The sequence below is a fragment of the Pinisolibacter sp. genome, assembly GCF_036782435.1.
GTDB lineage: Bacteria > Pseudomonadota > Alphaproteobacteria > Rhizobiales > Ancalomicrobiaceae > CALBKH01.
Window position 1 is genome coordinate 34,274 of the sequence record NZ_DAIPZB010000003.1, and the last position, 19,096, is coordinate 53,369.

A 19,096-nucleotide genomic window follows, 5' to 3' on the forward strand; every position below is an offset into this window, starting at 1 on the left:
CCCCGACGCCACCAGTCAATGACCCATCAAGGACCGCGGATGCATCTCCGTCCGGAATTCAGAAGAAATTCGAGCATCATGGCGCATCTCGCCTACCCAACCCTTTTCCGTGGCGGCATCGTCAAAAAGAAACAAAGTCATTCCGAGCGGGAGCGCGTTCCGCAATATTTCTTTTCTCTTCTCAATATTAAACTCATCAATTTCTGCATTAGATATCATCGCATATTCAATATATTTGATAGATCTAGTGAAAAAATACCCGACAACCTCTCTGTGGCGAAATTTTGGGCGCTCGAACACAGGGCGAGGCCGAAGATCTACTATAACCGCTATCCCGTATCGCGAGACCAATCTAAGTAATATTTCTTCCGACAACGTATTGATGTGCACGAAACTCGTCAGGCCCCGACAGCTTGTGCGATCGAGGAAGAGCGAAGCCTGCACTTCGATCGAGACAGGCTCAGTGGAGGCCCGTGCAAAACACAGCGGCCTTATGATCTTGGCCTCATTCATGATTCGTCTCCGGAACGAGCTGTGCCGCTTTTTCTTCGACGATCCTCAATTCGAGAAGCCGGACTGCGGTGACCGGGACTGCCGGCGTCGGGGGGACATAGGCACCCTTCCCGTCCTTCAATTCGACTCGCTTGAAAAAGTAATCCTCGTACATGCGCGGGCCAACCCCCGTGAACGGTACGATCTCCATCTTGTCCGCACGCTCACCCGCTGTCGAACTAGGTCGTTCGTTGCGGATCGCGTCGCTGTGGAGCTCACTCGCCAAGCTCTTCACGTATGGTTCTATGTAGACGACCGACCGAATTCCCGCCGTCACCAGATGTCGTGCGCAGTTGTGACATGGGTAAGTCGTCGTGTAGAGCGTCCCTCGCACCGGCGAAATTCCGGACCGGGCCGCCGAAAACAGAGCATCCATTTCCGCATGGATCGAACGCGAATATTCGATGAGATCCTTGACGCCGGGCATGCCGTCGAGGAGATCCGGCTTCGTGTTGAACAGTTCGGCGATCGCTTTCTGAACCTTCGCTCTCTCGCCTCCCGCCAAGTCGAAGCCGCCGGGTCGGCTCGGGTGTACCGCTTCCGCCACTTTCGGCGCGAGTGTCTCGGCCAACCAGGTTCCGATCCTCTGCCTCAACTCACTCTTTCGTCTTTGGTTGTGACATCCGTGGAATTTTGGTTGAGACTTGTCGTTCGCCTGCCATTCCCAACGGAAGCAGCGATGATCCGGTTTGCAATCTTCATCATAAACACCACCGCCGAACTTCGGAACATCGTTGCATCCGGTTGCGACCAGCGTCCCCGTTTCGCAGACCAACGCCGCTCCGACCTGCCTCGAAAGGCAGGACGATTGAAGCGCGGCAGAATGGGCGTGGTACATGCCCTTTTCTGCGGCTTTCGGCCGGACAAGCGAATTACCCAGAACCAAATTACAAAATCGCAACAGATCGTCCGTCAGATTTTCCCCGCCCGATGATTTTTCGCTATTGTCTAAAAAATAATCCGCTACATAAAAGGCATCTCTGACTTGTTGTCCGTGGTGATTCTTGGCGTCTTTTTCATCTCTATCGATGTAAGTTTGCACCTCATCCTCAGACACACCTGCGTACTTCACGTTATTTCTAATATTTCCTATCAATCTGGCTCGACGAGCCGTACGATCGCAATGTACAGCCACCAGACGAAACGATTGATCGTAGACCTTCCGCAACAGGTCGACTTCGGCGGTATGTTTGATGGAGTCGAGAATGAACGCGATTTTCGTCCGCCCCGGCTCCAATCCGCGCTTGTCCCGAAGTCGCTTGATCTCTCCGATCGCCAATGCCGCAACGGCGTCATCCCCATGAGCCGCCCTCAATTCGTCGCCGTGATCCTGCAGACTGCTCGCACGGTCGAACCTCTTCCGGCCGGCATCGGCCCCGTGGTCTCCATCAGAATAGGTTCTCCCCGATTGGCGGGCTATCAAGCTACTCAATTTTATACATTCGACCGCGTAGTCTTCCGTTTGGAGCAAAACCTCCAAACGTTTCGCCGCCGTCGAACACCCTGATCCCACATAACCGACGAAACCCATCACCAATTCGCGTGAGAGCGGCGAGACCTCTTGCACTTCCCTAGACGCGATTTCGCCTGAAATAACTGATTTAGCAGAGCTTTTCACTATAACCCCCTCCGTCGCCAAGCTGGGCCGCGTCAACCCACCCCGGGGGCCAGATTGCCGATTCGAGGTTGTGCTGTCGACAAAAACAATCAAGCTCCACCGGACTCTCGACCGAGACCCATGGTCCACCAGTCCGCCGGCATCGCCGCGGCGGCTTCTCGCGCTTCGGTGTCGGTGCCGAAGATGGCGAAACAGGTGGCGCCGGAGCCGGACATGCGGGCGAGGCGGCAACCGGGCCGGCCGCGCAGGCGGGCGAGGACGTCGCCGATCACCGGGGCGACGCGGACGGCCGGGGCCTCGAGGTCGTTGCGGGTGGCGGCGAGCCAGCCGACCAGGGTGTCGGTATCGGCGAAGCGCGCCGGGAGATCCGGGAATCCCGGATTGTCGCGCCGCTCGAGGGCGCGGAACACCGCCGGGGTCGAGACGGCGACGCCCGGGTTGACCAGCACCATCGGCAGTGCGGGGAAGCCGCCGAGGCGATCGATGGTCTCGCCGATGCCGCGGGCGCGCAGCGGGCGGCCGTGGACGCACATCGGCAGATCGGCGCCGAGCGGCAGAGCGATCTCGGCGAGACGCTCGAGGGAGAGATCGAGCCGCCACACCCGGTTCAGCAGGCGCAGCGTCGCGGCGGCATCGGAGGAGCCGCCGCCGATGCCGGAGGCGACGGGGAGGTTCTTCTCGAGGGTGAGCGCGACGGGCGCGACCGGCAGGCTCGACCGGCGCGCTTCTGTTTCGAGGAGACGAGCGGCGCGCAGCACCAGGTTGTCGGCATCCGCCGCGAGACCGGCGGCGAAGGGACCGGTGACGGCGAGGGTGATCGGCAGCGGGGCGTCGCCGGCGCGCGGCTCGCCGAGCCCGTGGGCGATCAGGCGATCGGCGGCGACGCCGTGGACGACCAGCGTGTCGAGCAGGTGATAGCCATCGGCGCGGCGGCCGGTGACGTGCAGGGCCAGATTGATCTTGGCCGGCGCCGCCTCCACCAGCGGATCGACTGCCGTGGCGGAGGCGCCCATGCCGTGGCTCACTGCGCCTTGGGCGGCGACGCCGGATCGGCGGCGGGAGCCGCCGGAGCTGCGGGGGCGGTCGCCGGCGCTTCGGTCGCCGGCTTGGTCTCGGTCATCGGAGCCTTCGCCGGGTCGGCGGCCGGCGTCTCGGACTTCGGCGCGTCGCTCGGCCCGGGCTTCGACACCTCTGCGGCGAGGGCCGAAGCAGTCGCGGCCGCCGCCTCGGCCGCGGCATCGGCGGCCGCCTTGGCGGCGGCCTTCGCGGCGACGGCGATCTTGGCCTCGCGTTCGGCCACCTTCTGCGCCGCCAACTGATCGTCGAGCTTCTTCTGGATCTTCGGCAGTTCTTCCGGCTCGGGCTTCATGTCGATGGCGTGACGCCACTGGAAGGTCGCCTCGAGTTCGCGGCCGACCTTCATGTAGGCATCGCCGAGGTGATCGTTGATCACGGGATCGTCGGGCTTCAGGAGGATCGCCCGCTCCAGCTCCTTCACCGCCTCGTCGAAGCGGCCGAGCTTGTAGTAGGCCCAACCGAGGCTGTCGACGATGTAGCCGTCGTCGGACTTGAGCTCGACCGCCTTCTTCACCAGGGCCAGCCCCTTGTCGAGGTTCCGGCCCATGTCGATCCAGGAATAGCCGAGGTAGTTGAGAACGTGCGGCTCGTCGGGCTGCAGCTTCAGCGCCTCGTCGAAATCGGCCTCGGCCTTCGGCCACTGCTTGGTGCGCTCGTAGGCGATGCCGCGGTAGTAGAAGAGCTGCCAGTCGCCCTTGGTCGGCGTGGCGATCTGGTCGACGGCCCGCGTATAGACGTCGGCCGATTCCGCGAACTTCTTGTCGGCGCGCAGCACGTCGCCGAGCGCCTGGATGGCGTCGAGATCCTTCGGGGTGCGGTCGATCACCGCCTTCAGGTGCTTCGAGGCCTGCTCGTAGTCCTGGGTCACGGCGTAATAGCGGCCGATCTGGATGTCGGCGAGGGGGCGCAGCTTCGAGCCGGCCGGGATGTGGTCGAGAAGCGCGATCGCCTTGTCGTATTGCTTCAACTGGCCCTGCAGGCCGGCGAGCCCGATCGTCGGCAGTTCGGCATCGGGGGTCAGCCACAGCGCCAGTTGCAGGTAGAAGGCGGCGATGTCCTCGCCGCCGTCACGGCCCATGGCCGAGCCGAGGCCGTAGAGGAACTCGGCGGCACCGGCCTGCGGCGAGGCGATGATCGGGGCGGGCATCTTGCCGGCCTCGATCTCGGCCTTGAGCGCCTCGATCACCGGATGGTCGGGGATGGTCTTCTCGAATTCGGCGACGACCGCCAGAGCCTCCTTCGGCTTCTTCTGACGGGCGAGGAAGCGCACCTGGGCCTCGACCACACGCAGCGCCCGCTTGTCGCCGGCGTAGGCGGCGCTCATGCGCTCGCTCGCCTCCGCCTTGCGCCCGCCCATGTCGGCGATCAGCGCGCCGTGGTAGCCCTTGAACACCGAGTACCAGTCGAGGCCGGTGACCTTGTCGACAGTCTTCAGCGCGCCGCCGGTGTCGCGCCGGCCGGCCTGGGCCCAGGCGGAGAGGATCGCCACCGTCAGATCCGAGAGCGGCCGCGGCGTCGTCTCGCCGAACTGCCTGCGGGCGCGGTCCCACTGGCCGCGCTTCAGCGCGTCGACACCGAGCACCAGACGGGCGAGGGCGTGGCCCTTGTCACGGGTGACGAGGCGCTCGGCGATCGGCAGCGCATCCTTGATGCGGCCGTCGGCGACGAGCAGTTGGAAGGTGCGCTCGATCAGCACCGGGTTGCCCGGATCCATGGCCAGCGCGGTCTGGAAATAGGTGGCCGCGGCGGCGATGTCGCGCGCCGAACCGGCATGGCGGCCGGCGAGATAGGTGCCGGCGAGCGTCGGCGGCGTGAACACCGAGAGCAGGTCGACCATCGGCTTCGCCTCGGCGCCACCCGAAGCCATGGCCCCGAGGAGTGCGAGTGCGGCGAAGACGGCACTCACACGACCGCGGCGGCGCGGCGCCGTCGTCGACGGGACGGGCGACGAAGGGTCGCGGCGGCAATTCTCGAAGTCACGGTTCATGCGCGGGAAGCTCCCAGGGTGTCGGCGCGGACGTTCGGCCGAACACCCGATCCTCGGCCGACGCCGCCGCCGGGGACGGGTGCGCAGCCGATCGATCGCGGCGATTCCCGCGGGCGAGCCCGCGGTCGAAGCGAAGCCACCGCGATTCCGGCCGCCTCCGACGATTTCGGAGAGATCCGACCGAACCGCCCGATCGAACGTCGGGAGAATGGCGGGTTTGTGTCCGCTTGTGAAGGCTCTTCGACGGATGCGATTTCCGGTCCCGTCTCCAAGATATTTCAGTGACGCGTCACGCGTATCCGACCGCCGCGGCGAAGTGGGCGATCATCGATGCCGTGTATGCGGTTAAACGACTTGTCAGCGGCTCTTTGCGGATGCAAACCACCACTCGAAAGTCGAATGGCAGGCGGGAGCGGATTCGTCGCTCCCGCGGAGCATTGCGATCTCGAGACGGGAGACGTCGCATGACCAAGTGGGTCTACACCTTCGGTGACGGTTCGGCGGAAGGCACCGCCGAGATGAAGTCCTTGCTCGGCGGCAAGGGCGCCAATCTGGCGGAGATGTCGAATCTCGGCATTCCCGTGCCCCCCGGCTTCACCATCACCACCGATGTCTGCACCGCCTTCTACGCCAACGACCGCCAGTATCCCGACGAACTCACCGCTCAGGTCGACGCGGCACTCGACAAGATGGCGAAGATCACCGGCAAGAACTTCGGCGACGAGGCCGATCCGCTTCTCGTCTCGGTCCGTTCCGGCGCCCGCGCTTCGATGCCGGGCATGATGGACACCGTCCTCAACCTCGGCCTCAACGACGTCACGGTGGAGGCGATCGCCAAGGTCGCCGGCGACGAGCGCTTCGCCTACGACAGCTATCGCCGCTTCATCCAGATGTACTGCAACGTGGTGCTGAACCTCGAGCATCACGACTTCGAGGAGATCCTCGACACCTACAAGCAGGATCACGGCTACGTCCTCGACACCGATCTCACCGCGCCCGACTGGAAGGCGGTGATCGTCGAGTACAAGGCGCTGGTCGAGCGCGAACTCGGCAAGCCCTTCCCGCAGGATCCGCGCCAGCAGCTGTGGGGCTCGATCGGCGCCGTCTTCGGCTCGTGGATGAACGCCCGCGCCGTCACCTATCGCCGTCTGCACGACATCCCGGCGAGCTGGGGCACCGCGGTCAACGTCCAGGCGATGGTGTTCGGCAACATGGGCGAGACCTCGGCGACCGGCGTCGCCTTCTCGCGCAACCCGTCGACCGGTGAGAAGGCGCTCTACGGCGAGTTCCTGGTCAACGCCCAGGGCGAGGACGTGGTGGCCGGCATCCGCACGCCGCAGAACCTGACCGAACACGCCCGCGAGCAGGCCGGCTCCGACAAGCCGAGCCTCGAGACGGTGATGCCGGCGGCCTACGCCGAATTCGCGGCGATCTGCGAGCGGCTGGAGAAGCACTACCGCGACATGCAGGACGTCGAGTTCACCGTCGAGCGCGGCAAGCTGTGGATGCTCCAGTGCCGCATCGGCAAGCGCACCACCAAGGCGGCGCTGAAGATGGCGGTCGACATGGTGGCCGAGGGGCTGATCAGCAAGGAAGAGGCGATCCGCCGCATCGATCCGGCCGGTCTCGACCAGTTGCTCCATCCGACCATCGACCCGAAGGCCGAGCGCAAGGTCTTCGCCCACGGTCTGCCGGCCTCGCCGGGCGCCGCGGCGGGCGAGATCGTCTTCTCCTCGGAAGAGGCGGAGACCGCCACCCAGGCCGGCCGCAAGGTCATCCTGGTGCGCGTCGAGACGAGCCCGGAAGACATCCACGGCATGCACGCCTCGGAAGGCATCCTGACCACCCGCGGCGGCATGACCTCCCACGCGGCGGTCGTCGCCCGCGGCATGGGCAAGCCCTGCGTCTCCGGCGCCGGCTCGATCCGCATCGACTACGCCGCCGGCACCATGACCTCCGACGGCGTCACGCTGAAGCGGGGCGACCGCATCACCATCGACGGCGGCGAGGGCCAGGTGCTGATCGGCGCGGTGCCGATGCAGCGGCCGGAACTCTCCGGCGACTTCGCCCTGCTGATGGGCTGGGCCGACGAGGTGCGTCGCATGAAGGTGCGCGCCAACGCCGAGACCCCGGCGGACGCCCGCATGGCCCGCAACTTCGGCGCCGAGGGCATCGGCCTGTGCCGCACCGAGCACATGTTCTTCGACGAGGGCCGCATCGTCGCGGTGCGCGAGATGATCCTCGCCGACACCGAGAAGGAGCGGCGCGAGGCGCTGGCCAAACTGCTGCCGATGCAGCGCAAGGACTTCGTCGACCTGTTCGAGATCATGTCCGGCCTGCCGGTCACCATCCGTCTGCTCGACCCGCCGCTGCACGAGTTCCTGCCCAAGACCGACGAGGAGATCGCCGAGGTCTCGGCCGCCATGGGCGTCTCCGGCGACAAGCTGAAGGAACGGGCCGAAGCGCTGCACGAGTTCAACCCGATGCTCGGCCATCGCGGCGTGCGTCTGGCCATCACCTTCCCCGAGATCTACGAGATGCAGGTGCGGGCGATCTTCGAGGCCGCCATCCAGGCGGGCAAGGAGACCGGCGATCACGTGGTGCCGGAGATCATGGTGCCGCTGGTCGGCATCAAGTCGGAACTCGACTTCGTCAAGACCCGCATCGACGCGGTGGCGGCGGAAGTGGCGAAGGCGACGGGCGTGAAGCTCGACTATCACGTCGGCACGATGATCGAGTTGCCGCGCGCGGCGCTCACCGCCGACAAGATCGCCGAGACGGCGGAGTTCTTCTCCTTCGGCACCAACGACCTGACGCAGACGACCTTCGGCCTGTCGCGCGACGACGCGGCGAAGTTCCTCAACGCCTATCTGAAGGCCGGCATCCTCGAGCACGACCCCTTCGTCACCCTCGACCAGATCGGCGTCGGCTCGATGATCGAGCTCTCCGCCGAGCGCGGCCGCAAGACCCGCCCGAACATCAAGCTCGGCATCTGCGGCGAGCACGGCGGCGATCCGGCCTCGGTGAAGTTCTGCGAGACGGTCGGGTTGGACTACGTCTCCTGCTCGCCGTTCCGCGTGCCGATCGCGCGACTGGCGGCGGCGCAGGCGGCGCTGATCCACAAGAAGTGACGAACAGAGTCACGGGAGGAAGCGAGACGGGGCGCCGAGAGGCGCCCCGATTTCGTTCGGATGGCGTTGAATATGGATTTGCCAAGAGACATACTTCCAGAAAACGTATTCCTATTCTCGCGTGATATCATTTTTTACTCAACAAGCGGAGAATTGCAATGGATCCGGCTTCTTTCATAGGCCCTGCGGTCGTGGCGGCAGTGGTATCAGGTATCATTTCTATGATAGTTGCAGCCATGAATAGGGAAGCCATGGCGTCACTCCAGACCAACAAAATTGACGCTGAGCGTGATCTTGCGGAGCGAAGATTCGAGTTCGACAAGAAATTGTCGGAACGCAAGCTGCGAGCAGAGGAAGCAGCCGCGGACTGGGAGCGCCGCAACGCGACCTACCAAGCTATTATCGAAAGACTTCCGGCGTTGACAGTCGAAAAGCGGGACCCTGGAAAGACCGAGGAAATTCTCGCAGAGATGCGCCGACTTTGGGTGATAGGGTCTCCAACAGTGGTGCGAGCGACAAGCGAATTCCTAACCGCCATGCAGACCAGCAAGACGCCATATTCATCAATGGAAGAGCATCTCGGCTTCTTGATCCAAACCCTTCGCCAAGATTTACACGGAGAGGAAGCAAGAGAAGCGCTGTCGCCCGCAGATTTCATCATACGAACCACGCTGTAACGTACACACATCCACGAGTCCGGTCGCGCCATCCGTATCATGGCTCTCGACGCCTCAAGTGACTTGTTAGCCTATCGCTTCCGGTCATTCTTTCCGGCATAGGCTCGCAACCCGCGGCCCTGACTTCGATCAAAAGAGCGAGGCATTTGGTAATGCCCGTCGACGATCCGGTTCGCGTAACGCCTCGGGAAGCCCCCGTCTTCCTTCTCCCCTCGCGGGAGAAGGGTCTCCGGGGCGCAGTCTTCCTGACCGAATGGCGCCGGTTCCATGAGGCGATGCCGCTCCGGACCGAGGCGCGGCCCCGTCTTGACGCACCGCTGAGGTTCGCTGATAATCGCCGAGAACCGCTAAGAACCAATAAGAACCTCCGCGCCATGGCCGCCTTCACCGTGCGTCTCGACGACGACAAGACTCGCAGGCTCGATCTGCTGGCGGAGAAGCTCGACCGGCCGCGCTCGTATTTGGCAGCGCAGGCGATCGACGACTATCTCGCCCGCGAAGAGTGGCAGATCGCCGAGATCGAGGCCGGGATCGCGGAAGCCGATCGCGGTGAGTTCGCGTCGGCAGACGATCTCGCTCGCGTCACCGCGAAATACGTGACATCGGGACGCGAAGGATGACACGGGCGATCCGCTGGACGAGACGAGCCGTCCGGCGCCTGGACGCTGTCGGCGCCCACATCATGCAGGACGACCCCGCGGCGGCGGCCCGCGTAGTGGCCCGCATCATCTCCGGGGTGGAGCTTCTGGGGGACCAACCCGCCATCGGACGGGTCGGGCGAATCGAGGGGACGCGAGAACTGGTGTTCGCCGATATCCCCTACATCGTGCCGTATCGCGTGAGGCCGACCTCGGTCGAGATCCTCACCGTGATTCATACGGCCCAGAAATGGCCGGATAGCCTGTAAGAGAGCGTAAAGCTCGGAGCCGTAGGCATAATTGGCGATGCCGAATTGCGCCGCTCGCCTTCATTGGCCGAGACGGGTCATGACCATCGCCACGCCCGAAGGCGAATTACGGCTGCGCCCATTCCGCCCTACGCCGGGTCGTAGCCGCGCTCGGGCCCCCCCTCAATGAACCCGGCTGACGCAGAAGTCTACGACGTCCAACAGCGCCCGCTTGTGGGCGCCGTCCTTGAACGGGGCCAATGCGTCCTTCGCCATGGCGCCGTAGTGGCGGGCGCGTTCGACGGTGGTCTCGATCGCCTTGTGCTTGCGGAGGAACTCGATCGCGGTCACGAGATCGGCGTCCTCGGCCGCGCCGTCCTGGAGGCAGCGCTTCCAGAAGGCGCGTTCCTCGTCGGAGCCGCGGCGATAGGCGAGCACCACGGGGAGCGTGATCTTGCCTTCGCGGAAATCGTCGCCGACGTTCTTGCCGAGCGCCGCCGACGAGCCGCCGTAGTCGAGGGCGTCGTCGATCAGCTGGAAGGCGAGGCCGAGGTTGTTGCCGTAGGAGCGGAAGGCCGCCTCCTCGTCGCGCGGGCGGCCGGCGGCCACCGGGCCGAGCTCGGCGGCGGCGGAGAACAGCGCCGCGGTCTTGGCGCGGATCACCGCGAGATATTCGTCTTCGGTGGTCGCCATGTTCTTGGCGACGGCGAGCTGCATCACCTCGCCCTCGGCGATGATCGCGGCGGCGTCGGAGAGGATCTGCAGCGCCTGGAGATTGCCTGTTTCGACCATGGTGCGGAAGGCCTGGCCGAGCAGGTAGTCGCCGACCAGCACGCTCGCCTGGTTGCCCCACAGCTTGCGCGCGGCGAGCTTGCCGCGACGCATGTCGCTCTCGTCGACGACGTCGTCGTGGAGGAGCGTCGCGGTGTGCATGAACTCGACCGCCATGGCGAGCTTGATGTGATCGTCGCCGCCGTAGCCGCACATCTGCGAGGCGGCGAGGGTCAGCATCGGCCTGAGCCGCTTGCCACCCGACGAGATCAGGTGATTGGCCACTTCCGGGATCATGGTGACGTCGGAACCGGCCTTCGACAGGATGAGTGCGTTGACCCGGTCCATGTCGCCGGTGACGAGCCGCACCAGGGGCTCGATCGAGGCTTCCGGACGCTTCTTGCCGTCTTCGAGAGAAACCACCACGCCCACGTCGAACCACTCCCACTCACCGGCCCACCGGTCGCGGTCGGCACCTTCCGCCTCGCGCGATACCATCCCTCGGCAGCCGCCGTCACTATCCGAAAGCAAGTGCTTCCGTCCCTCCGCCGACGTCTTCGGACCGGTTCGGAGGCGACGGGCGAGCATAGGCGGGGGCGGGGGCGCTCACAAGGGACAGGTCGGCACGGGGGAAACGCGCCGGATGCAGGGCCGACGGAGGGGGCGTCGTGGTGATTCCCTCACATGAAGGCATGCTCTAGGATCGATCCGAGAGAGGCGCCGATGGAAGAACTGATCCGCTCCAACGATCCGGTCCTGATCGCCACCGTCGAAGCGCTGCTCGCCGGAGCGGGCATCGTCCATTTCGTCGCCGATCGCCACATGTCGGTACTGGAGGGGTCGATCGGCATCTTCGCGCGCCGCGTCCTGGTCGATGCCGACGAGGTGGACCGCGCCCGCCGGCTGCTCGTCGATGCCGGGCTCGGCGACGAACTGAGGCCCGCGACGGCGTGACGCGCGATCCCTCCCCCCTTTCGCCGCCGTCGTCGGCGGGCGACGTCAGCACCCCCGGCGCCCCCGCCACGTCGGCGACGACGATCGACCGCTTCCTCGACGGCCGTCTCGTCGTCGAGCAGCCGGCGAAGGGACGCCATCGCGCCGGGCTCGACGCCATCCTCCTCGCCGCGACGGTCGCCGACGGCGCGTCGGGGCTGCTGGTCGATCTCGGCGCCGGGGTGGGGACGGCGGGGCTCGCGGCGGCGGTGGGAGCACCGGGGCTCGAGGTCCGCCTCGCCGAGCGCGATCCGGAGGTCCTGCGGCTGGCGGAGGCGAACATCGTCCGCAACGGCCTCGTCGGCCGGGTCGAGACGATCGCCGTCGACCTGCTCGGCCCGGCGAAGGCGCGCGAGGCGGTGTTGCCGCGCGAATGCGCCGCCCATGTCGTCTGCAATCCGCCGTTCCATGCGCCCGGCGCCGTTCGGGCTTCGCCGCGCCAGGGCCGCGCCGCGGCGCATGTGCTCGCGGAAGGCGGGCTCGCCGATTGGGTGCGGGTGGCGGCGGCGACGCTCCGGCCGCACGGGCGGCTGTCGCTGATCTTCGAGGGCGGCGGGCTCGGCGAGATCGTCGCGGCCCTCGCCGGCCGTTTCGGCGCGGCATCGATCCGGCCGATCCATCCGCGTGAGGACGCGCCGGCGCACCGGCTGCTGGTCACGGCGGTCAAGGGATCGCGCGCCCGGCCGGCGGTGCTGCCGGGGCTGGTGCTCCATCCCGCCGGCTCCAACGCCTATCTGCCGCAGGCCGACGCCGTGCTGCGCGGAACCGCCGGGCTCGGCGGCGGCCGCGAGGATCTCACCGAGCGCGCGTAAGGCGGATCCGATGATGTTTCGACCGGGTCGAGGGTCCCTGGTGCGAAGACGGCCCGGCCGGGCATCGTCCGGTCGGGCCGCGACGTTCACGGCATTCGGACGCTTCCGAATGTCGGGAGCCGAACACGACGGGACGGTTCACCGACCGAGGAAACGCGGGCCGACGTTGCGGCAGGAGACGATACGGCAGGACATCCGCCGCGGCGTCGTCAGTTGGCACTTGAGTTTGGCTTCCTGCTGCGCCGTCCGCCGGTCGGGCGAATAGCCCCAGCCCTCGCCGAGACGGCTCTTGGCGTGGCAGGCCCAGGCGTTGGCGGCGCCGGTCGAGAAGGCCATCACGACGGCGGTCGCTGCCGCCAGGGTCATCATCTTCATCTTCGGGGTCATGGTCTCACTCCTCTCACCCGAACGATGCGCATGGTCGCACCGTCGCGCCCGACGCGCCATGAGCGAGATCACCGGCGGCGAAAATCGGCGCGGCCACCGGGCGCTCCGCCGCCCGGTGGCCGGGCCGGCGCACCGTGACCCTCCGGATTTCCACGGTCTTCGATCGCAGACGGTGACCACGGGCGGAGAAAATGTTCTAAACTCTCGAGCCGAACTCCTCGCCCGCCGGGCGCCAGATCAGGATCCGAGACTCATGCGTTCGACCGTTCTCGCTCTCACCGCCGTCGTTCTCGCCGCCGTGCCGGCGGCCGCCGACGGCGTCTATCGCGGCGCTTCGTCGGTGGCCGGCGGGCGCGATCCGGTCTGCGCCGGCGTCACCTCGATGAACGCCATCGTCTCGGGCTCCGACATCCGTCTCGACGGCGCGGTCTACGAGGGCGTCGGCATGCCCGGCAGCGGGACGGTCAAGGCGGACGGCAGCTTCACCGCGACCAAGGGTCCGGTCACCTTCTCCGGCAAGGTGACGGCGAAGCACGTCACCGCCCAGTGGAAGGGCCCCGACTGCTACGGCGCGATCGATCTGGCGAAGTGAGCAGACCCTGGAGGTCCCGGTCGGCCGGGACCTCCGCGAGAGGATCGCGCGTATCGCAAAGCGCCCGCGGAACCTTCGCGGGGTCGAGCCGATCCGTCCGCAGCGTCGCGACCACCGCCGAACTCGACCGAACCACGGGCCGCCATCCCCGGTGGGACGCGAAGCGGAGGGGAAGGGGATCCAGCGGCTCTTCAACAGGTCGAGAGGCCGATGGGTCCCCTTCCCTCGCGCGTCGCGCTCGCCGGGGACGATGGCCGAATTCGAGGCGCCGGAGCTACCGGAATCCCGCCTTTCGGCAATCCCAAACCAACGCTCTTCACTGGAAGGCCACTTCCTCGAAGCTCCTGAGCTTCCGGGAGTGGATCTTCTCGGCCGGCATCGAGCGCAGTTTCTCCATGGCGCGGATGCCGATGCGCAGATGTTGGCCGACCTGACGGCGGTAGAACTCGCTCGCCATGCCGGGCAGCTTCAATTCACCGTGCAGCGGCTTGTCGGAGACGCAGAGCAGCGTGCCGTAGGGGACGCGGAAGCGGAAGCCGTTCGCCGCGATGGTCGCCGATTCCATGTCGAGGGCGATGGCACGCGACTGGGAGAAGCGCTCGACCAGTTCGCGCTGATCCCTGAGCTCCCAATTGCGGTTGTCGATGGTGGCGACGGTGCCCGTCCGCATCACCGTCTTCAATTCCCAGCCGGTCAGGCCGGTGATTTCGGCCACCGCCTGTTCGAGCGCCACCTGGATTTCGGCGAGCGCCGGCACCGGCGCCCACAGCGGCAGGTCGGCGTCGAGGACGTGGTCGTCGCGCACATAGGCGTGGGCGAGGACGTAGTCGCCGAGCTTCTGTGAATTCCGCAAGCCCGCGCAGTGGCCGAGCATCACCCAGGCGTGCGGACGCAGCACCGCGACGTGGTCGGTGATGGTCTTGGCGTTGGAGGGGCCGACGCCGATGTTGACCATGGTGATGCCGGAATGGCCCTTGCGCGTCAGGTGATAGGCCGGCATCTGCGGCAGGCGTGGCGGCGCGGCGCCCTCGACCGGTTCGGACGCGCCGCGCTTCCAGACGAGATTGCCGGGCTCGACGAAGGCCTCGTAATCGCCCGCCGGGTCGTCGACCGCGGCGCGGGCATAGGCGATGAACTCGTCGACGTAGAACTGGTAGTTGGTGAAGAGCACGTAGTTCTGGAAATGCTCCGGTTTCGTCGCCGTGTAGTGGGCGAGGCGGTGGAGCGAATAGTCGACGCGCGGTGCGGTGAAGGGGGCGAGCGGGCCGGGTTCGCCGGCGGCGACCTCGAGCGTGCCGTTGACGATGGCGTCGTCGGTGACGGCGAGGTCGGGGACGTCGAAGAGGTCTCGTAGAGGCCGGTCGAGCCGTTCGGCCGCCTCGAAGGACAGGCCCTCGTCGGATCGCAGGGCGAAATGGATCGGCACCGGCACCGCCGACCAGCCGACCTCGACGCCGACGCCGTGGTTGGCGAGGAGCTGGCCGATCTGGACCTCGAGATAGTGGGCGAAGAGGTCGGGCCGGGTCACCGTCGTCGCATAGACGCCGGGGGCCTGGACGTAGCCGAAGGCGAGACGGCTGTCGAGGCGGGCGTGGGTGTCGATGGTGATGCGCAATTCCGGATAGAAGGCGCGGATGCGGCCCTCGACGGCCTCGCCGTCGAGCACCTCGCGGAAGCGCCTGTTGAGGAAGGCGATCGCCTCGTCGTAGAGCGCGATCAGCCGCGCCACCGCGGCCGTCGCCTCGGTGAAGATCTCGAAGGGACGTCCCTTCGGAGTGTCGACGGGTCCGTTCGACATGCGCCTTGCCTCCCCTCCGGCGCGCCGCCGGTCGACCGCCACTTCTTCTCTTCCGAAGTCTCGTCCGAGCGCCGGCCTCGCGTTCACGCCGCGGCACGCGGCAGATGCGTGGCGAGGATCCGCGGCAGGTCGGTGTGTTTCGCGAAGGTCGCCGCAGCGCCGGCGGCGCGCAGTCGGTCGGCGAGACCGGCGGTGACGTGGCCACCGCCGACGAAACCGACGACCTCCATGCCGGCGCGGCGCGCCGCCGTGACCCCGGCGACCGAATCCTCGATCACCAGACAGTCGGCCGGATCTGCTCCCATCTGCGAGGCGGCGTACATCAGGATGTCGGGGGCGGGCTTGGCCCGCTTCACCTGGCTCGCCGAATAGATGCGCCCGTCGAAGAGATGGGCGAGACCGCAGGTGGCGAGGTTGTCGATGAGCGCCGGCAGGCGGGTCGAGGAGGCGACGCAGCACGGCAGATCGAGCGCCTCGACCATGGCGTGGGCGCCCGGCACAGGCTTCAGCTCGCGGGCGAAGACCTCGCGGACACGGGCGAGATGAGCCTCGAGGAATCCGGCCGGCAGCGGACGGCCGAGTTCGCGTTCGATCGTCTCCCAGACTTCCTTCGTGGTTGTGCCGGCGAAGCGGGCGCAGACGGTCTCGACGGAGATCGGCAGGCCGAGGCCGGTCATCGCCTCGGCTTCGAGCCGGGCGACGACGATCTCGCTGTCGATGAGCACACCGTCGCAGTCGAAGATGACGAGCATGAAGATCCGACTCGTTCGGTTGGCGGAGATCTCTTCTCTTTTAGGAGCGCGCCGGTGCGCCGGGAAGGGGCGAGATACGGGTTATCCCGTTCGTCGCGCCGTCGCCTCGCCCTTTACCTGCCCTTTACCGCGATCGGTAACCATGACGCCATCGAGTAGCGTTCAGTAGCCGCGTATCAGGCGAGTACGTTCATGCCCCAGTCGCGTATCCGGACGGCCCGAACGGGCTCGCCTGACCTCTCTTCACGTGAGGCCTCGGCACTCCATCCCCATCTCGACCGCATCCTCGTCGGCGATTGCGTCGCCGAACTGGAGAAACTGCCGGCGAAGTCGGTCGATCTGGTCTTCGCCGATCCGCCCTACAATCTCCAGCTCGCGGGCACCCTGCATCGGCCGGACCAGAGCCTCGTCGACGCCGTCGACGACGAGTGGGACCGGTTCGACAGTTTCGAGGCCTACGACGCCTTCACCCGCGCCTGGCTGCTCGCGGTGCGCCGCGTGTTGAAGCCGAACGGCACGATCTGGGTGATCGGCAGCTATCACAACATCTTCCGCGTCGGCACCATTCTCCAGGACCTCGGCTTCTGGATCCTCAACGACGTGGTGTGGCGCAAGACCAACCCGATGCCCAACTTCAAGGGTCGGCGCTTCCAGAACGCCCACGAGACGCTGATCTGGGCCGGTCGCGACCAGGACACCAAGAAATACACCTTCAACTACGACGCGCTGAAGGCCTTCAACGAAGACACGCAGATGCGGTCGGACTGGACGATCCCGATCTGCTCGGGCGGCGAACGGCTGAAGGACGACGCCGGTGACAAGGTGCATCCGACCCAGAAGCCGGAGGGGCTGCTGCACCGGGTGATGCTCGCCTCGTCGAACCCCGGTGACGTGGTGCTCGACCCGTTCTTCGGCACCGGCACCACCGGCGCGGTGGCGAAGAAGCTCGGCCGCTCCTTCGTCGGCATCGAGCGCGACGCGACCTATGCCGAGGCGGCGCGGACCCGCATCGACGCGGTGGTGCCGCACGACGCGGCGTCGCTGGAGATGGCCAAGGGCAAGAAGGCGGAGGTCCGCGTGCCCTTCGGTGCGCTGATCGAGGCCGGGCTGATCGAGGCCGGCGAGATCCTCTACGGACCCAAGGGGCGTCACCTCGCCCGCGTCCGGGTCGACGGCAGCCTCGAGGCGCTGGGGCGGACCGGCTCGATCCACCGGATCGGCGCGCTGGTCCAGGAGGCCGAGGCGTGCAACGGCTGGACCTTCTGGCACGTGACCCGCAACGGCGTACCGATGGTCATCGACGAACTCAGACAGCAGATGCGCACCGCGATGGGCGAAGCCGGCTGAGGCGATCCGCCCACGGTTCGGAACGAAACGACGAAGCCCCCGGGGCCGGACCCCGGGGGCTTCGCTTTCGTCACGATGCCTCTCGGCGTCGCGGTGTCACTTCTTCGCCGGCGGGATCTGGGCGATCTCCTGGAAGGCGAAAGGCTTGTCGGCGTCGTCGGGATCGACGATCACCCGCACCGCGCCGACGATCTTCTCGCCCGGCACCTGCAGGCGAGTGATGCCCGGAACCGGCTTCATGTCAGTGCCGTAGAACGGCGTCACCTGGAAGAAATGGGCGTCGCCGTTGATGACGAGCACCGGCTTGCCGAAGGCCTTGGCCTGCTTCTCGATGGTCTTCAGCGTCTTGACGAAGCCCGAGGCGAGCGGCACGTCCGGCTCGAACTGCTTGATGTCCCACATCTCTGCCTGAAGCGAGATCACCACGGCGCCGAGCTTGTCCGCCACGGCCTTCTCGAAGGCGGCGGTGAGCCATTTCTGATTGGCTTCGTCGCGGGCGAAGAACTCCTTGACGTTGTCGAGGCCGCGGGTCTCGAAATTGTTGTTGGAGCCGGGGATGTTGGGCTGGACGAACATCACGCCGTTCATGACGAAGCGGGTGTTCTCGACGAAGAGCTTGCCGTCCCAGGCCTTGACGTCGGGCATCAGCTCGGACTGGCGCTCGAGCGCGATGGGGTTCTTGCCCAGCGACTGCGGCGCGGCGAAGAACATCTCGCGGACCTTGTTCAGGCGCTCGTTCGGGTCGAACCTCCCGGCCTTCTCGCGATGACAGTCGGTCCATTCGTTGTCGCCGACGGTGTAGACCAGCGGGCCGTCGAACATGGCGAACTCGTCCGCGACCTTCCGGAAGGTCTCGTCGGAGCAGACGGTCGAGCCCGCCTTGATGTCGCCCATGTGGATGGAGACGGCCGGCTTCAGCGCGTTGATCCTGGCGATCAGCGCCTCGAAACGCGGATAGTCGTCGGGCAGCTTGTAGGGCATGTCGCCGAGGGCGACGAAGGCGAAGGAATGCGGACCGCCGACATCGACGGCCGCAGCCGGGGAAGCGGCGGCGACGGCGAGAGCGGCGGCGAGGACGAGGCGACGCATCGTGTCATCTCCAGGAGGGGGAAAAGCGTGGCGGCATCCTCGGCGGCATCGACGACGCTTCGATGAACGCCGCGACGGCGGAGCGGCGTGACCCTGCCCTGCGAACCGGACGGCAGACGCGCCGGTCGGCCTCGTCTATCGTTTCGACACCACGGCCCTCGCGGCCGTTCCTCGATCCGGGATCCGCATGACCACGCTTCCGACCCTCGACGATTTCCCCGCCCGCACCTTCGACAAGCTGCGCTACGGCGACACCGACCGGCAGGGCCACGTCAACAACGCCGTCTTCGCCACCTTCTTCGAGACCGGGCGGGTCGAGATGCTGCTCGCCGGCGGCGGCGATTTCCTGGCGCCCGGTCAGTCGCTGGTGTTGGCGCGGCTGGAGATCGACCTCGTCGCCGAGATCAACTGGCCGGGCACGGTCGAGATCGGCACGCGCGTCGCCAAGATCGGCCGCTCGTCGATGTCGCTCGAGCAGGCGGTGTTCCAGAACGGGGTGCTGGCGGCGCGCGGCATCTCGGTGGTGGTGCTGACCGACGAGACGACACGGCGCTCGACGCCCCTGTCGGAGAGCGCGATCGAGAAGCTGAGCGCCTACCGCGCCGGCTGAAGCGGCGTGGCCTCCCC

18 protein-coding genes are annotated in these 19,096 nt (G+C 66.4%); 9 read left to right on the forward strand and 9 right to left on the reverse strand.

From position 1 onward, the window contains the following. Nucleotides 1-15: 15 nt before the first annotated feature. From V7Q42_RS01825 to V7Q42_RS01840, 4 genes are all read right to left on the reverse strand, one after another. On the reverse strand, nt 16-513 hold the full coding sequence (locus V7Q42_RS01825) for a hypothetical protein (protein ID WP_333822013.1): 498 nt from the start codon (nt 511-513) through the stop codon (nt 16-18). After that, nucleotides 506-2,170, reverse strand: coding sequence for an anti-phage dCTP deaminase (locus tag V7Q42_RS01830; RefSeq protein ID WP_333822015.1), 1,665 nt, complete (start codon nt 2,168-2,170; stop codon nt 506-508). The genes V7Q42_RS01825 and V7Q42_RS01830 overlap by 8 nt, the downstream gene beginning before the upstream one ends. 89 nt (nt 2,171-2,259) lie before the next feature. After that, nucleotides 2,260-3,183 (reverse strand): 4-(cytidine 5'-diphospho)-2-C-methyl-D-erythritol kinase, encoded by a 924-nt coding sequence (locus tag V7Q42_RS01835; protein WP_333822016.1) that lies wholly within the window; start codon nt 3,181-3,183, stop codon nt 2,260-2,262. Between the two features lie 8 nt (nt 3,184-3,191). Then, a complete protein-coding gene (locus tag V7Q42_RS01840; protein ID WP_333822018.1) occupies nt 3,192-5,234 on the reverse strand; it encodes a tetratricopeptide repeat protein in 2,043 nt (680 codons plus the stop codon). A gap of 464 nt (nt 5,235-5,698) precedes the next feature. Here V7Q42_RS01840 and ppdK point away from each other — a divergent pair, with 464 nt between their 5' ends. The 4 genes from ppdK (at nt 5,699) to V7Q42_RS01860 (ending at nt 9,949) form a co-directional block, all read left to right on the forward strand. Beyond that, nucleotides 5,699-8,365: a pyruvate, phosphate dikinase gene (ppdK, locus tag V7Q42_RS01845; protein ID WP_333822020.1), complete on the forward strand. Its 2,667-nt coding sequence runs from the start codon at nt 5,699-5,701 to the stop codon at nt 8,363-8,365. Between the two features lie 158 nt (nt 8,366-8,523). Then, nucleotides 8,524-9,042 carry a hypothetical protein gene (locus V7Q42_RS01850; protein ID WP_333822022.1) on the forward strand — a complete coding sequence of 173 codons (519 nt, stop codon included), beginning with the start codon at nt 8,524-8,526 and terminating at the stop codon, nt 9,040-9,042. Between the two features lie 374 nt (nt 9,043-9,416). Further along, complete coding sequence (locus V7Q42_RS01855) at nt 9,417-9,662, forward strand: CopG family ribbon-helix-helix protein (RefSeq protein WP_333822210.1); 246 nt, start codon at nt 9,417-9,419, stop codon at nt 9,660-9,662. Further along, nucleotides 9,659-9,949 carry a type II toxin-antitoxin system RelE/ParE family toxin gene (locus V7Q42_RS01860; protein ID WP_333822024.1) on the forward strand — a complete coding sequence of 97 codons (291 nt, stop codon included), beginning with the start codon at nt 9,659-9,661 and terminating at the stop codon, nt 9,947-9,949. The genes V7Q42_RS01855 and V7Q42_RS01860 overlap by 4 nt, the downstream gene beginning before the upstream one ends. A 162-nt stretch (nt 9,950-10,111) precedes the next feature. Here the strand turns inward: V7Q42_RS01860 and V7Q42_RS01865 are convergent, their stop codons facing one another. Continuing rightward, nucleotides 10,112-11,131 (reverse strand): polyprenyl synthetase family protein, encoded by a 1,020-nt coding sequence (locus V7Q42_RS01865; protein ID WP_333822026.1) that lies wholly within the window; start codon nt 11,129-11,131, stop codon nt 10,112-10,114. Between the two features lie 291 nt (nt 11,132-11,422). On the opposite strand from V7Q42_RS01865, the gene V7Q42_RS01870 reads away from it, so the two are divergent. Then, nucleotides 11,423-11,653, forward strand: a complete 231-nt coding sequence (locus V7Q42_RS01870) for a putative signal transducing protein (protein ID WP_333822027.1) — start codon at nt 11,423-11,425, stop codon at nt 11,651-11,653. Then, nucleotides 11,650-12,504 (forward strand): tRNA1(Val) (adenine(37)-N6)-methyltransferase, encoded by an 855-nt coding sequence (locus V7Q42_RS01875; protein WP_333822028.1) that lies wholly within the window; start codon nt 11,650-11,652, stop codon nt 12,502-12,504. The genes V7Q42_RS01870 and V7Q42_RS01875 overlap by 4 nt, the downstream gene beginning before the upstream one ends. 138 nt (nt 12,505-12,642) lie before the next feature. On the opposite strand, the gene V7Q42_RS01880 is transcribed toward V7Q42_RS01875, so the two are convergent. Then, nucleotides 12,643-12,891 (reverse strand): hypothetical protein, encoded by a 249-nt coding sequence (locus V7Q42_RS01880; protein WP_333822029.1) that lies wholly within the window; start codon nt 12,889-12,891, stop codon nt 12,643-12,645. Nucleotides 12,892-13,144: 253 nt separating this feature from the next. Between V7Q42_RS01880 and V7Q42_RS01885 the strand changes: the two genes are divergently transcribed. Beyond that, the gene (locus tag V7Q42_RS01885) at nt 13,145-13,483 is read left to right on the forward strand and encodes a hypothetical protein (protein ID WP_333822030.1); all 339 of its coding nucleotides are present in this window, start codon (nt 13,145-13,147) and stop codon (nt 13,481-13,483) included. A gap of 316 nt (nt 13,484-13,799) precedes the next feature. Here the strand turns inward: V7Q42_RS01885 and V7Q42_RS01890 are convergent, their stop codons facing one another. Beyond that, nucleotides 13,800-15,281 (reverse strand): AMP nucleosidase, encoded by a 1,482-nt coding sequence (locus V7Q42_RS01890; RefSeq protein ID WP_333822031.1) that lies wholly within the window; start codon nt 15,279-15,281, stop codon nt 13,800-13,802. Between the two features lie 83 nt (nt 15,282-15,364). Then, nucleotides 15,365-16,033 carry an HAD family hydrolase gene (locus V7Q42_RS01895; protein WP_333822032.1) on the reverse strand — a complete coding sequence of 223 codons (669 nt, stop codon included), beginning with the start codon at nt 16,031-16,033 and terminating at the stop codon, nt 15,365-15,367. Nucleotides 16,034-16,225: 192 nt separating this feature from the next. Between V7Q42_RS01895 and V7Q42_RS01900 the strand changes: the two genes are divergently transcribed. Beyond that, nucleotides 16,226-17,380 (forward strand): site-specific DNA-methyltransferase, encoded by a 1,155-nt coding sequence (locus V7Q42_RS01900; RefSeq protein WP_333822033.1) that lies wholly within the window; start codon nt 16,226-16,228, stop codon nt 17,378-17,380. A 96-nt stretch (nt 17,381-17,476) separates the two neighbouring features. On the opposite strand, the gene V7Q42_RS01905 is transcribed toward V7Q42_RS01900, so the two are convergent. After that, the gene (locus V7Q42_RS01905; protein ID WP_333822034.1) at nt 17,477-18,469 is read right to left on the reverse strand and encodes a hypothetical protein; all 993 of its coding nucleotides are present in this window, start codon (nt 18,467-18,469) and stop codon (nt 17,477-17,479) included. 187 nt (nt 18,470-18,656) lie between these two features. Here V7Q42_RS01905 and V7Q42_RS01910 point away from each other — a divergent pair, with 187 nt between their 5' ends. Next, entirely contained in the window at nt 18,657-19,079 is a 423-nt protein-coding gene (locus V7Q42_RS01910) for an acyl-CoA thioesterase (RefSeq protein ID WP_333822035.1), read from the forward strand. Nucleotides 19,080-19,096 lie beyond the last annotated feature (17 nt).

Bases quoted from the DNA above. Each gene is read 5' to 3' on its own strand.
- V7Q42_RS01860 (WP_333822024.1), top strand. From the start codon at position 9,659: ATGACACGGGCGATCCGCTGGACGAGACGAGCCGTCCGGCGCCTGGAC.
- V7Q42_RS01850 (WP_333822022.1), top strand. From the start codon at position 8,524: ATGGATCCGGCTTCTTTCATAGGCCCTGCGGTCGTGGCGGCAGTGGTA.
- V7Q42_RS01825 (WP_333822013.1), bottom strand. From the start codon at position 513: ATGAATGAGGCCAAGATCATAAGGCCGCTGTGTTTTGCACGGGCCTCC.
- V7Q42_RS01890 (WP_333822031.1), bottom strand. From the start codon at position 15,281: ATGTCGAACGGACCCGTCGACACTCCGAAGGGACGTCCCTTCGAGATC.
- V7Q42_RS01840 (WP_333822018.1), bottom strand. From the start codon at position 5,234: ATGAACCGTGACTTCGAGAATTGCCGCCGCGACCCTTCGTCGCCCGTC.
- V7Q42_RS01905 (WP_333822034.1), bottom strand. From the start codon at position 18,469: ATGCGTCGCCTCGTCCTCGCCGCCGCTCTCGCCGTCGCCGCCGCTTCC.
- V7Q42_RS01885 (WP_333822030.1), top strand. From the start codon at position 13,145: ATGCGTTCGACCGTTCTCGCTCTCACCGCCGTCGTTCTCGCCGCCGTG.
- V7Q42_RS01855 (WP_333822210.1), top strand. From the start codon at position 9,417: ATGGCCGCCTTCACCGTGCGTCTCGACGACGACAAGACTCGCAGGCTC.
- V7Q42_RS01835 (WP_333822016.1), bottom strand. From the start codon at position 3,183: ATGGGCGCCTCCGCCACGGCAGTCGATCCGCTGGTGGAGGCGGCGCCG.
- V7Q42_RS01880 (WP_333822029.1), bottom strand. From the start codon at position 12,891: ATGACCCCGAAGATGAAGATGATGACCCTGGCGGCAGCGACCGCCGTC.
- V7Q42_RS01870 (WP_333822027.1), top strand. From the start codon at position 11,423: ATGGAAGAACTGATCCGCTCCAACGATCCGGTCCTGATCGCCACCGTC.
- V7Q42_RS01900 (WP_333822033.1), top strand. From the start codon at position 16,226: ATGCCCCAGTCGCGTATCCGGACGGCCCGAACGGGCTCGCCTGACCTC.
- ppdK (WP_333822020.1), top strand. From the start codon at position 5,699: ATGACCAAGTGGGTCTACACCTTCGGTGACGGTTCGGCGGAAGGCACC.
- V7Q42_RS01910 (WP_333822035.1), top strand. From the start codon at position 18,657: ATGACCACGCTTCCGACCCTCGACGATTTCCCCGCCCGCACCTTCGAC.
- V7Q42_RS01895 (WP_333822032.1), bottom strand. From the start codon at position 16,033: ATGCTCGTCATCTTCGACTGCGACGGTGTGCTCATCGACAGCGAGATC.